Origin of the sequence: uncultured Anaerovibrio sp., assembly GCA_902786545.1 — a bacterium.
Classification (GTDB): Bacteria; Bacillota; Negativicutes; order Selenomonadales; family Selenomonadaceae; genus Anaerovibrio.
The window spans coordinates 25,964-39,866 of the sequence record CADACU010000015.1 but is presented as its reverse complement, the minus strand read 5'-3'; the positions used below and the strand labels follow the sequence as shown (position 1 = coordinate 39,866).

Annotated in this window: 11 protein-coding genes and 1 tRNA gene; 1 reads left to right on the top strand and 11 read right to left on the bottom strand. The window is 44.0% G+C overall.

Going from position 1 to position 13,903, the window contains the following annotated elements; translation table 11 throughout:
- Nucleotides 1–281: 281 nt before the first annotated feature.
- The 9 genes from QZV24_RS04545 to pyk all read right to left on the bottom strand — a co-directional run bounded on the left by QZV24_RS04545 (nt 282) and on the right by pyk (nt 8,269).
- Nucleotides 282–503, bottom strand: a complete 222-nt coding sequence (locus tag QZV24_RS04545) for a pro-sigmaK processing inhibitor BofA family protein (protein WP_294520741.1) — start codon at nt 501–503, stop codon at nt 282–284.
- Between the two features lie 60 nt (nt 504–563).
- Nucleotides 564–1,160, bottom strand: a complete 597-nt coding sequence (recR, locus tag QZV24_RS04540) for a recombination mediator RecR (RefSeq protein ID WP_294520739.1) — start codon at nt 1,158–1,160, stop codon at nt 564–566.
- A 3-nt stretch (nt 1,161–1,163) separates the two neighbouring features.
- On the bottom strand, nt 1,164–1,499 hold the full coding sequence (locus QZV24_RS04535; protein ID WP_294520736.1) for a YbaB/EbfC family nucleoid-associated protein: 336 nt from the start codon (nt 1,497–1,499) through the stop codon (nt 1,164–1,166).
- 72 nt (nt 1,500–1,571) lie between these two features.
- Nucleotides 1,572–3,281: a DNA polymerase III subunit gamma/tau gene (gene dnaX / locus QZV24_RS04530; protein WP_294520733.1), complete on the bottom strand. Its 1,710-nt coding sequence runs from the start codon at nt 3,279–3,281 to the stop codon at nt 1,572–1,574.
- Nucleotides 3,282–3,538: 257 nt separating this feature from the next.
- Nucleotides 3,539–3,628: transfer RNA gene (locus tag QZV24_RS04525), tRNA-Ser, on the bottom strand.
- 161 nt (nt 3,629–3,789) lie between these two features.
- A complete protein-coding gene (locus QZV24_RS04520; RefSeq protein WP_294520730.1) occupies nt 3,790–4,638 on the bottom strand; it encodes a hypothetical protein in 849 nt (282 codons plus the stop codon).
- Entirely contained in the window at nt 4,628–5,014 is a 387-nt protein-coding gene (locus tag QZV24_RS04515) for a response regulator (protein WP_290657983.1), read from the bottom strand. Before QZV24_RS04515 ends, QZV24_RS04520 begins: the two co-directional genes overlap by 11 nt.
- A gap of 241 nt (nt 5,015–5,255) precedes the next feature.
- Nucleotides 5,256–6,644 carry an aspartate ammonia-lyase gene (locus QZV24_RS04510; RefSeq protein WP_294520727.1) on the bottom strand — a complete coding sequence of 463 codons (1,389 nt, stop codon included), beginning with the start codon at nt 6,642–6,644 and terminating at the stop codon, nt 5,256–5,258.
- 206 nt (nt 6,645–6,850) lie between these two features.
- On the bottom strand, nt 6,851–8,269 hold the full coding sequence (gene pyk, locus QZV24_RS04505) for a pyruvate kinase (RefSeq protein ID WP_294520724.1): 1,419 nt from the start codon (nt 8,267–8,269) through the stop codon (nt 6,851–6,853).
- Nucleotides 8,270–8,465: 196 nt separating this feature from the next.
- Between pyk and QZV24_RS04500 the strand changes: the two genes are divergently transcribed.
- A complete protein-coding gene (locus tag QZV24_RS04500) occupies nt 8,466–10,733 on the top strand; it encodes an anaerobic ribonucleoside triphosphate reductase (protein ID WP_294520722.1) in 2,268 nt (755 codons plus the stop codon).
- A gap of 86 nt (nt 10,734–10,819) precedes the next feature.
- Here the strand turns inward: QZV24_RS04500 and QZV24_RS04495 are convergent, their stop codons facing one another.
- Together QZV24_RS04495 and pseI are read right to left on the bottom strand one after the other, a co-directional pair.
- The gene (locus tag QZV24_RS04495; RefSeq protein WP_294520718.1) at nt 10,820–12,403 is read right to left on the bottom strand and encodes a phosphoethanolamine transferase; all 1,584 of its coding nucleotides are present in this window, start codon (nt 12,401–12,403) and stop codon (nt 10,820–10,822) included.
- A 426-nt stretch (nt 12,404–12,829) separates the two neighbouring features.
- Nucleotides 12,830–13,876 carry a pseudaminic acid synthase gene (pseI, locus tag QZV24_RS04490; RefSeq protein WP_294520716.1) on the bottom strand — a complete coding sequence of 349 codons (1,047 nt, stop codon included), beginning with the start codon at nt 13,874–13,876 and terminating at the stop codon, nt 12,830–12,832.
- Nucleotides 13,877–13,903 lie beyond the last annotated feature (27 nt).

Sequence of the window (13,903 nt, the reverse complement as noted above, 5' to 3'; positions counted from 1 at the left end):
TTCCTCGATACTGGCAAAAATCCCTTCGTTATATACAAACCTTTGAAGCTTTGAATGGCTCTAAAAGTTTCTAGAATTACCTTTTAATAAAGGAATTTCTTGGTTTTTGTATGTTTTACTGTTTATACAAACAGTACCAATTCATCTGGCTTTAAATCATATGATTTAATTGCTACATTATCTAGTTTTCAAAGAACACCGCCGACTCAAAGAGTCAGCTTGTATAATATAACTCTTTTCAAAATCCTTGTCAACAAGATTTTTGAAATTTCATTATATTTTTAAATAATTGATGAAATAATGTATACCACCACGCTGGCAATCAAAGCATTTACCACATTGATTTCTATCCCCATGCCAAACAGGTCCACCACCCATATAGCCGCTGAACCAACAATTAAACCGATAACTATATTTTTCAATATCTTAAATGGAATAGATATCAGCTTGCCGATAATATAAATCGCTATTGCCAGTACTATAAAACCAATAAGTATTTCCATACTCATGCCTCCATATACACATACAGGCTGACGAATGCCAGCCTGCTTTTATACATACACTCACAATTCAATTCTATTTTCCATGGCCCGGGAAAGAGTCACTTCATCAGCATATTCCAAATCACCGCCCACCGGTAAGCCGTGGGCTATTCTTGTGACTTTTATGCCAATGGGCTTAACCAGCTTGGCGATGTACATGGCCGTCGCCTCCCCCTCCACATTCGGATTGGTGGCCATAATTATCTCCTTGACTGTATCATCATGCAGCCGGTTTATCAGTTCCTTTACCCGAATATTTTCCGGGCCGATCCCCTCCAAAGGAGACAATGCCCCATGCAAAACATGGTATACTCCTTTGAAATCCCGCATCCGTTCCATAGCAGCCACATCCTGGGGCTGTTCCACTACGCAAATTATCGAATGGTCCCTATTAGGGGATTTACAGATGCGACATGGATTTTCATCACTAAGATTGAAACATACCTTGCAATAGCCAATTTTCTCCTTGGCTTGCATTATTGCACCGGCCAGCCCCTTAGCCTTGTCCATATCCATATCCAGCACATGATAGGCCAGCCTTACAGCGGTTTTATTACCAATACCGGGTAATGTCCGAAAATGTTCAATCAGTTCTGCCAAAGGTGCGATGTATTCCATGGCTTAAAACATTCCTGGTGGCAAGCCTAAACCGCCAGTAAGCTTACCCATTTCAGTGGCCATCATTTCGTCCACCTTTTTGGAAGCTTCGTTAAACGCTGCTGCCAAAAGATCCTGCAGCATCTCCACATCTTCCGGGTCTACAGCTGCCGGGTCAATAACAATCCCCTTGACTTCCTTCTCACCATTCATGGTAATCTTAACGGCACCACCACCAGCAGTTACATCAACAGTCTTCTGCTTCAGCTCTTCCTGCATATCCTGCATCTGCTTCTGCAGCTTCTGCATCTTTTTCATCATGCCGTTCATATTATTCATGCCACCCATTCCACCAAACATTATATCTTCCTCCTAGTTTATAAATGTCATACGCTAATGCTATCAAAATATACTTTATGCGTCAAACTCAAATTACTGTTGTATATCCTCCGGATGAACCAGCCCATCACCAAATACTTCTATTGCCGTGTCCAGTCGCTGCTTTTCCACCTCATTTAATTCGTCGATACCAAAATCTTCATCGGTAGGTGGCGGCACATCCTCCTGGATATCTTCTACAGCCGGCCTCACTTCCGGTATAACAGTTGTTTCCTGACATACCAGCTGCAAATTTAAACCGCTCACTTCATAAAAGGCTTCCTCAATAGTTTTCTTATATAACCGTTCAATAAGGCCCTTTAGCACACCTGGCGGGGTCCCCAGCACAAACTGCGCATCATTCATTCCCAGGAACGAGCAATTTTGAATACAGGCCATTACCTGATTCTTGCCAGCAATCCGCAGGTCCTCCAATGTTTTCTGCCAAAGCTCCATCCCGTCTTCCGTGGCGTTTACATTGATTTTTACTGGCTGGCCCCCACTTTTTTTGACTGTGCCCCCTGCCGGTTTTGCTGTTACAGCAGGTTTATTGGCAGTTACAGTCCCGCTGCGAAGCATCCCCATAACCTTGGCCAATTTTGCTTCCAACTGGGCAATCCGTCCATCATCGGCCGGTCGCTCAGCTACCGTACCACCAAGCTGATCATTTTTCATCAAAATACTGCATTGGCAAATTTCCAGCAAAGCCGCTTCCACAGCAATTCTTGGCTGCGGCGACCACTTCACCTCACTGCTTGCTTCGTGCAATCGCCTGATTATCCAGATAATTTCTTCCTGGGTAAAACCAGCTGCCTGTTTTTTTATACTGTCTGCTTCCTGGCTGTAGTATTCCACTCCGTCTATTAGTCCGGCTGCCTTAAATATCATCAGGCCCCGGAAATGCATCCCCAGTTCACCCAATACCTGTTGTAAATCCTTGCCGGACTGAATTAGTTCATTGACAACAGTCAGCACATCTGCCGCATTTTTAGCCTGCAAAGCGGCGGTCAGCTTGTCCAGCCATTCTTTACCCACTAAGCCTAAGAGCTGTTGTACCCGTTCCATAGTCAAGCTTTGTTCGGATAAGGCAATACATTGGTCCAGCAAACTCAATGCATCTCGCATACCGCCATCTGCCTTTACGGCAATCATCCGCAAAGCTTCATCATCAGCCGTTATACCCATTTCATCAACGACTTTTTTCAGACGCTTAAAAATATCATCAACAGTAATCCGTTTAAAATCATACCGTTGACATCTGGACTGAATAGTAGCCGGCACCTTATGGGCCTCAGTAGTGGCCATAATGAACACCACATGGGCCGGTGGCTCCTCCAAGGTCTTTAGCAATGCATTAAAGGCCTCAGTAGTCAGCATATGAACCTCGTCTATTATATATACTTTAAACCGGCCATTTACCGGAGCAAATTTCACCGTTTCCCGCAAATCACGAATTTCGTCAATACCACGGTTAGACGCCGCATCTATTTCAAATACATCCATAGAACTGCCGTTATTTATCTGGCGACAGGCTTCACATTGATTACACGGCTCAGTAGTAGGTCCCTGTTCGCAGTTCAATGCCTTGGCCAATATTTTGGCAGTACTGGTCTTTCCGGTACCTCTAGGGCCAGAAAATAGATAGGCATGACCAATCCTGCCACTTTTTATGGCGTTGGCCAAAGTCTGGCTGACATGCTCCTGCCCCACCAGATTTTCGAAATTATCCGGGCGCCATTTTCTGTATAAAGCAACATAGGCCATATCCCCACCTCCTAACACATAGCACAGATAATTATACCACATAATAATATAAAAAAGGGATGCAGAAAAACATTTTCCACATCCCCATGTCTCTTTTTAACATTGGGCCACAGCCTCCAGGCTACCTCACGGCACAGATAACGATTCACTTATCGCTGCTTCCTTCCGGACCTGACGAGGTTCATGAGGCCACCTTGCGCGAGACCAAGACACTGCGGTCCAATCTTAAAAAGAGAACTTATTTTTAGGTACAAAAATGGCGGAGAGTGAGAGATTCGAACTCTCGGTACAGTAACCCGTACACACGCTTTCCAGGCGTGCTCCTTCAACCACTCGGACAACTCTCCACTTGTTTGAATAAAACTAAAAATATTAAATTATTGTCGGCTCATCACAACGAAGTAAATTCTAACAGACTTTCAAATCCTTGTCAACAACTTTTTCTAAAATCAAAGTGGAGGACTTTTTTACAAAAGTCCCCGCACAACATCACACTCTAAACCACATCTTAGTAGATAAATTCATCCTCTGCTAAGTATATCACAAAGGAACCAAAATCCGTCACTATACGCATGGCAATCATATTACTGGCCGTAGGCCCCACATCCTGACCGCCTCGCGGCATATCAAGATCCATATCCAGGTCCCGCCCGGATAAATTAACAATATACAATCCGTTTAGTACATTGATAAATTCGGCCAGACTATCCTCAGCCAGCTCATCCAGCTCAGTCAAATCCTCACCACTATAGCGTCGGGCCATTTCCAAAAACATCTGGTTTTTGGCCAGCACAGCTACAGCCACCGATAACTGCCCCCCCATACTCTGGGAAACAATTCTGGTCCCCGCAAAATCAAAGCTAGTCGCCTCAGTCAGAACCACTGCATCCGTATCCATAAACCGCTGCAAGGCTCCAACAAACATCTCCGTATATTCACCGTAAATGTCTGCAACAGGATTCATTTCCTCATACTTGCTGACGATTTTCTTGACTGCGTCCTTTATCGGATGAAGCTCATCATTGTCATATTCCCTAAAACAACGCTCAATGGTTTTTAAATCAGCTATATGTTCATCCAACAAGGTTTGGGCAACCCGGGCATCCCGGCCCGGAACAGTGTTTTTTAGGCTTTCTATCTGAGCATCGGAGAGCATTTTGGCCTCTTCCAATGTCTTTACCACATCATCCACCGTTGACAATTCCTCAACCTGGCTTTCCGATAACAGATGCTGCTGCATAGCCAGGATATGAAGCTGTGGAACTGCATGGGCTGATTTTGGCATAACATCACTGATATTACCGGCATCCAGAACGCCAGCATTCAGCAGATACTGCGAGAAATACCTATTTCCCATTCTCCTCAACCTTTCTCCGTATTCTTTCAACAGCCTGTTTTATCTGTTCTGGGGTATACGGCTTCTGGATAAAGTCTAAAGCACCCAAATCCAAGGTTTCCTTTAATTTTTGAGAAGTTCCAGCGGAAGAAAGCATTATTACCGGAATATCAGGATTAACTTCCTTTATAACCTGCAGGGCCTCAATACCGCCTACCTCCGGCATAACAATATCAAGGATAACACCATCAGGCTGTTCCTGAAGATCCTTCATAATAGCTTCCTTGCCATTTTCTGCTTCAATAACTTCACATCCCAGCTCCTCCAACACTGCCCGCAACTTTTTTCTGAGCAGCTTGGAATCATCTGTAATAAGGATTTTCAACTTATCAGCCAATTATGCCACCTCCCTTTCCTGTAACATAAAGTGTCATTTTACATGCTATAGTTTTTAGTCATTTTTAAGATTTCTCTATTATGTCCATTTTTCCTGCTGAAATCTGCAATTTTTTAAATATTTTTAAATAAAACAGGCAAATAATTGTCAAATAAAAGTTTAATCCTTCTATAATGTCCCTTTTACTGAATAAAAAAGGCTGGGGGAACAGCATCCCTCAGCCTTTAATATTTATTGAACTTTATCCCACGATACCCGGGGTAGTCATTGCCTTTGGAGCCAAAATCTTATCAAGCTGTTCCTGGGTAAGCAAGCCCTTTTCCAGAATTACTTCCCGGATTGGACGACCACTGTTATATGCCTCTTTAGCCAGCATAGCTGAATTCTCGTACCCAACATGTGGCAAAAGTGCCGTTACGATACCAACACTCTTATCCACCCAAGCCTGGCACTGTTCAGTATTTGGCTGCAAATTCAGCAACAGCTTATCCACGAATCCATCCACTGCATTGGTAAGATACTTCATGGAATTGAACATATTGAAGGCCATTACCGGCTCCATAACATTCAACTCAAACTGACCATTTTCCACGCCGAAGGACACAGCCAAATCATTGCCGATAACCTGATAGCAGGTCTGGTTCAAAACCTCAGCAATAACCGGATTTACCTTACCAGGCATAATGGAAGAACCAGGCTGGCGCATTGGCAGCTTCAGCTCATAGTAGCCACAACGAGGGCCGGAAGCCATCATACGGAAGTCATTGGCCATTTTGATAAGCACCAGTGCGGTATTCTTCATAGCCGAAGAAACATCCGCAAAACCATCCGTATTGTTGGTGGCATCAATCATATTATCTGCTGTGCGATAAGTTTCACCAGTAACTTCACTGAGAGTCTTGGCAACATTTTTAATATATTCAGGCTCTGCATTCAAACCGGTACCTACTGCCGTACCCCCCATATTCATTACATGAATCTCATCGATAGCATGCTCAATACGGTGAATACCACGACGGATCGATGATGCATAAGAGCCCATTTCCTGGCCCAAAGTGATTGGCACAGCATCCTGCAAATGGGTACGGCCCATCTTGATAATATCCGCGTATTCTTCAGCCTTCTTTTCCAACTCAGTTGCCAAACGATCCAGGGCAGCAATCAGCTTTTTGCCCTTGAAGCTGAGACAAACCTTAATGGCAGTTGGGAAAGTGTCATTGGTGGACTGAGCCATGTTGCCATGATTGTTCGGGGAAATAATATCATATCTGCCCTTTTCCTTGCCGCTCATTTCCAAAGCCCGGTTGCAAAGCACCTCATTCATATTCATGTTAAAGGAAGTGCCGGCACCGCCCTGAATAGGGTCCACCGGGAACTGATCCAGCATTTTTCCGGCAATAATTTCATCAGCAGCAGCGACCAACAGCTTGCCCACTTCCTCCGGCATACGGCCAGTGGACATATTGGCCAATGCAGATGCTTTCTTTACCTTGGCCATAGCCTGCACAAAGTCAGAGTCAACCTTCTGGCCGGTAATCTTGAAATTCTCCATAGCCCGCAAAGTCTGTACACCATAATAAACATCATCCGGAACTTCCAACTCGCCTAAAAAATCGTGTTCTTTTCTCATTTACTTCTCTCCCTCTCAAAAAAATTTGTAATACCCCTACGCACTTGTATTTTGTATACAATATTCTTTACTTGAAGAATATCATTATATCAAGTATTATGCAAGCAATTTTCATAATATTTTATACAATTCACATAAACATAAAAAAAGGGCACCAGGATGGCATCCATCCCAGTACCCTTCGTATGTACACTGACCAATGTATTTTAGTCAATAGTTCTTATTTGAATTTTGTTTGTGTTATTACCCTTGCTCATGGTAATACCAGAGGTAACCACAGCAATATCACCCTTTTCCACTAAACCGGCCCGCAAGGCTGCCGCAATGGATGCCCCGGTACAATCCGGTTCATCATCCCATATACGGCCGTTGACCAGCTGCACACCCCAGCGCAAATTAAGCTGACGAGCTACTTTGGAAGTGCCGGCATAAGCAATAATAGTGGCTTGTGGCCGATATTTGGAAACCATCTGAGTGGTAAATCCGGTTTCAGTAGGTGTAATAATGGCTGTAGCATCCAGCTCATAAGACAGCTGTACAGTGGAGTGAGCCACCGCATCGGTGATACTCTTCTTATGCTCTACGCCCTTGTTGGCAAACCGCCCCTCATAATCAATGGACTCCTCAATGCGGCAAGCAATTTTGCTCATGGTTTTTACCGCTTCCACCGGATAAGCACCACTGGCCGTCTCACCACTGAGCATAATAGCATCTGTACCATCATACACTGCATTACCTACATCCGACACCTCAGCCCGGGTTGGCCTTGGATTGTTGGTCATGGACTCCAACATCTGAGTCGCTACAATAACCAGTTTACCGGCCTTGTTGCACTTGCGGATAATCTGCTTCTGGATTACCGGTACATCCTCAGCCGGGATTTCTACTCCCAAATCTCCTCGGGCTACCATAATACCATCTGCTGCAGCAATAATTTCATCAATGTTTTTTACGCCTTCCAGATTTTCAATCTTGGCGATAATATCCATATGACCCTTGTGGTCTTTAATCAGCTTTCTGATGGCCTTTACATCGCTGGCCCGTTGAATAAACGAAGCGGCCACAAAGTCCATATCCTGCTCTATACCGAAAATTATATCCTTCTCATCCTGCTCGGAAATCGGAGGAAGACCAACCGCTACCCCCGGTACCGCCACTCTCTTTCTGGTACTCATCGGGCCACTGTTCAAAATAGTAGTGACAATATCCTTGCCCCGGATTTCCTTCACTTCCAAACCAACAAGACCGTCTGAAAGCAAAATAGTATCTCCGGCCTTCACCTCTTTATAGAGATTCTTGTAGCTGATTGGTGCCCCTTTCTCATCACCGGGAGCATCGGCATGGGTCAGAACAAATTCATTGCCCTTTTCCAGCTGCACCTTTCCATCCTTAAATTCCCCCAACCGCATTTCAGGACCCTTGGTATCCAGCAACAACGGTAAAATTGTATCTGTATGACGGGCAGCCTCTCTCACTCTTTCAATGCGCCCCTGCTGTTCCTGGTGATCCCCATGGGAAAAATTAAACCGGGCACAGTTCATGCCGTTTTTCATCAGCTCTTCTATAACACCAGGCTTATCCGTAGTTGGTCCCATGGTGCAAACAATTTTGGTTTTCTTAAACATTGCTCAATCACGCTCCTATAATTATTATTTATACATTAAACAACAAACTAGCTAAATAATTTATGATTGACATATTCTACTCTATTTTACATCGATTGTCTAGCATAAAGCCAATAAAAAATCAAGAATTGTACTGAAAAAAGAAATGATGTATTCTATATAGGAAGTTTTTTGAAAATTAAGGAAGTGTGAGAACATGAAGTTAAAGCATGTAATCAAGCGTTCCGGTATTGTAGTGGACTACGATCCGGAAAAAATTTATAATGCCATAGCCGGAGCCAGCAAAGCTGTTAACGATTCCATGACCACCAAGGAAATAAAAACAGTGGCCAATCTGGTAGAAGACGCAATTGCCAACTGGGAAAATATCAATGTGGAAGATATTCAGGATGTGGTGGAAAAGACCCTCATGGAGCAAAATTTCTATGAGGTGGCCAAGCGCTACATTATGTACCGCCAACGCCATGCCGCCCGCCGGGATGCCCAGAAGCACCTGATGAACAGCTATCGGGATATATTCTTTGCAGATGCGGTAGACTCCGATATGAAACGGGACAATGCCAACATCAACACCGATGCTTCTATGGGAATTATGCTGAAGCTTGGTGCTGAGGGAGCCAAGCATTTCGTTGATAACTATATGCTGCCGGAGGAATTTGCCAAAGCAGACCGGGAAAATTACATTCATATTCATGATAAGGACTTTTCCCTGATTACACTTAATTGCTGTCAGATTGACTTACTGAAGCTGTTCCACGGCGGATTTTCCACCGGTCACGGGTTCCTGCGGGAGCCGAACTCCATCCGTGCTTATGCATCCTTGGCCTGCATCGCCATTCAGTCCAACCAAAATGATATGTTTGGTGGGCAAAGCATCAACGCCTTTGATTATGCCATGGCTGAGGGTGTTACCAAAACCTACAAAAAGGCCTTGGCAGAAGAAGCCTACAAGGCTTGCCTGTACCGGTTTGGTGCCAATGACTTATTTACCGCAAAATCCTTCCGGCAGATGTTTGTTGCGGCTATGGATTATACCCGCTGCCCGTTCACTGATGGCGACCCGATAGCCACTGACACAATGTGTCAGGCCATAGCTGATGCCCTGGAGAAAATCTTGCCACCGGCTATTATGGACAGCAAGCCTGATTTGACTGTGGATGCAGCCAATATCTACAAACTGGCCTGTGACGACACCACCGAGGAAACCCATCAGGCCATGGAAGCCCTTATTCATAACTTTAACACGCTCCACAGCCGGGCTGGTGCCCAAGTACCATTCAGCTCCATTAACTATGGTATGGATACCTCACCTGAGGGGCGTCTGGCTATGCGGGAAGTAATGAATGCCATCTGGAATGGTCTCGGCAACGGTGAAACCGCTATTTTCCCTATTTCGGTATTCCAGTTGAAGGCTGGTGTAAACTACAATCCTGGAGATCCAAACTACGATTTATTCCAACAGGCCTGCAAGACCAGTGCCAAGCGCCTGTTCCCAAATTTCGTCAATGTTGATGCTCCATATAATCTGCAATACTACAAGCCAGGCAACTACAATAGCGTTATTGCCACCATGGGCTGCCGTACCCGTACCATCAGCAATGTAAATGGACCAAGCGAAGTGGGCAGCCGGGGTAATTTCTCCTTTACCACCATTAACCTGCCGAAATTGGCCTTGGAGGCCGATGGAAATATGGACAAATTCTGGTGCCTGCTGGATAAATACATTCAGGTCAGCCATGATTACCTGCTGTTCCGACTCCAGACCATCAAGCACAAGCATGTTTATAACTACCCATTCCTGATGGGACAAGGGATCTGGATGGACAGTGACAAGCTGCGGCCATCTGATTCCATCGAGGAAGTTTTAAAGCATGCCTCCTTCTCCATCGGGTTCTGCGGTCTGGCAGAATGCTTGGTAGCCCTTATTGGCAAGCATCATGGTGAAAGTGAAGAAGCTCAACAGCTTGGTTTGAAAATTGTAGGGCATATCCGGGAAAAGACCGATGCTTACACCGAAGCCGAAAGCATGAACTGGACCTGCTTTGGAACGCCGGCTGAATCCACCGCCGGGCAATTCCAGAGAGCAAATCGGAAAAAATTCGGCAAAATAGCGGGCGTAACCGACCGTGACTATATGACCAACAGCTCCCATGTGCCGGTTTATTACGACATTATGGCCCTGGATAAAATCCGGATTGAGGCACCATATCATGCCCTGGAAAATGCCGGTCATATTGCCTATGTGGAAATGAATGGTGACCCGTCCAAAAATGTGAAGGCCTTTGAAACTCTGGTTCGGGCCATGCATGACGCTGATATGGGGTATTTCTCCATCAACCATCCGGTAGACCGGGACCCGGTTTGCGGTTATACCGGCATCATTGAAAACGAATGCCCACACTGCAAACGAAAGGAAGTCATCACCGGCCACAAGGTAGTACGCAGGCCAGTAATAACTAAATAATTACCGTCTTTGTTATATAATAAAAAGCTATCGTAACTGAACCTCTAAAATGCTCAATATCACGATAGCTTTTATTATGTCATCCATTATCTTCTTTGGGTTACCAAATAAACTGCAGTTTTACTGGTATCCAAGTACTCAAAATCAGGTTGCCCGTTGTCATCAGCTATTGGTACTTGACGGTTAAAGGCAAATAGGTTGTCCCTCGTAAATGCATATTCCTTGGAAGTTAAATCCTCCACTGGCCGATAATGGTTGGACGGCATATCCAAAAGGCCACAAACGGTATTATATAGCATGTCATTGGTAAAATAAGCGTGTTGGTGTAGTAATAGATTGGCGGTTTCTTCCCGGTGAATTTCCCGATACTGGGGAGACAAATAAATCCACATGGGAATACGAATGGTACTCCATTTTTTTATAGCCGGTCCATGACCCAAATCATAATCTTCCCCATGATCAGAAAAATACAGCATGGCTTGAAGATTTAAATTATCTTTGGCATAGTCAAACACCTGCTGCAGAAATCTGTCCGTAAAATAGACGCTGTTCGCGTAATCGCCTTCGTTGGAACGCTCTTCGAATACCCGTTCATTCTCTGGGTAACGGCACACATATCGAGCGTGGCTACCTGCCAAATGAAGGATAATAAGATTGTTCTCGTTAGGATCAACAGTGGAAAGCAACGGCAACAAGCCATCATCATATTCATTGGTGGATATTTTTACTGTATCGGCTCGCCGGGCCACCATATGTATCGGAACTTCATTAAATTGTTCCCCAATCTGGTTGGAAAACCAATATGTTTTAAAGCCCCGCTTTTTTGCGATATCCAGCAGAGACATGGAATTAGTAAAGGCTATATCATTGTATTGACTAGCTTCAGTAAAGCCCGTCCCCAAGGCTATCTTGGTCAGATTATAACAGGCATAAGCCCTATCCATGATTATCATATTGTCATCCGTCGCCATACTGGATAACCAAGGAGTATTCTTGTATTTGTATTCGGGATTATATACCTTCATATAATCCCTGGATTCTGATTCCCCTACAACCACAATGTAGGTCCCCTTGGCTAAATTGTATTTAGGATGTACCTGAATTCCGGCAAATCGTTCCTCATAGTTATCATTGAATCGTAGTTCTTCTGCCTGTAAAATTCGTTGTTCCTTCCATTGGTCAACCACGCCAACCATGGGAAACAGTTTTATTACCGTAGCACTCCAGATTATTAAGCTCATAATTACCAAAGATTTTTTCCCAAGAATTGTGTCTGGGAAATTTTTTTTGCGGTAAATTTTTAGCTCATATATCCATGGAAAGCTGCCAAGGAGTAACAGGACAATGCTCAATAACATAAGCACTGGTACTTTGACATAGGTCATTATCCACTCCACAGACTCCTTTGGATCCGTCTGTTGCAAGGCAATAATGGCCCCTGTAGAGATAAATTCCCCATAGATGGAATGATAAACAACCTGTACTATTGGCAATAACCACATAGATACATACACTAATCCATGCAATACATACCCCAAAGGATTTTTCGCCCAATCAAATACTATCACCCGCAAGAGAATAAGTCCTAGCAACATACCATGACCAAAGAGGGTTTCACCCTTAAAACGAATCCAATCCTGGGCTATGTTATATTCCATATACATTGCCATGGGCAAGACTATTGTCCAAATAGCCCATATCAAGTATTCTGGCAAATATCGCTTGGAAAAGACACTTCCTCCAGTTACTGCCTGCACTAAATAAACAAAAGGTATGAAGGCCAGCTGGGCAAAGGCGTTCCGCGTCACATGCCCATCAGCAAACATCCCTTTACTAGATAGAATATATACAAAAAAAGCTAAGAAACCAAACAACACGCTATGCAAAAGATATGTCTTGTTACACTGTTTCAATGTAATCGCTCCCTAAAATTATTATTTTATACATACCAACCGTTGCCTTAGAATTCTATCATACCATTAGAAATATCACAAATTATTTGATAATATCCGTATCGTATTTTTTTATTTCCCGGCTGAATTACTTATTCTATACACCAAGTAAAATGGCCATTAATAACCACAACACTTAATCAATTAAGTGAAATCTCCCCCTTGTTCTATCATATTCCAGCTAACTGGCGTACCTCGTTCTATGTCACGGTTCACCCGTTTCCCCAACAACATATCATGATACTTTGGTGCCAAGCCCAATCCCGGTCTTATACACCGCATATTCTTCTCCGTAATAACATCCCCAGCCTTCATATCCTCTACAACATAAAGACTTCTTCTAAATTGCAATGACTTCTTTTCCTGTTCTGTTACTCCATAGCTTACTTTCCCCAAAGCCTCAAAGGCGGTGTTACACTCTCGTACTAAAAGTTTCATTTCCTCTGGCTCCAAAGAAAATGCGCTATCAACACCACCATCTGCTCTTGACAGTGTAAAATGTTTCTCAATAACCGTTGCCCCAAGAGCTATACCAGCAACTGCTGCCCCAAATCCTAATGTGTGATCAGATACTCCCACCTGGCAATCAAAAAGCTGCTTCAAATGCGGAATAGTCATCAGATTAGTTCCTTTAGGCGATGCCGGATAGCTACTAGTACATTTAAGCAGGGTAATATCCTGGCAACCATTTCCCCTCGCGGTTGTCACCAAATCATCCAGCTCCGCCAAGGATGCCATGCCTGTTGAAGCGATGATTGGTTTACCAGTTGCCGCTATTTTTTTTATCAAAGGTATATCAATATTTTCGAAGGAAGCAATCTTGTAAATCGGATTTCCTAATTTTTCCAAAAAGTCCACTGCCGTTGCATCGAATGGGGTACTAAAACAGACTATCCCTTTCTCCCTGCATCTGTCGAAAATCGGCTTATGCCACTCCCAGGGGGTATAAGCCTTTTTATATAGGTTATACAGTGACTCCCCTTCCCACAGACTATTCTGATCAGAAATAAAAAATTCCCCATCACTTTTATCTATAGTCATGGTATCAGCAGTATATGTCTGAAGTTTCAACGCATCAACTCCGGCTTCCGCAGCCGCATCCACGATAGCCAAAGCCCTATCCAGCGACTGATTATGATTACCGCTCATTTCAGCAATTATAAATGGTTTTCCATCCTTTGTTACTGACATATTTCCACTACCTCATCTCAAATACAG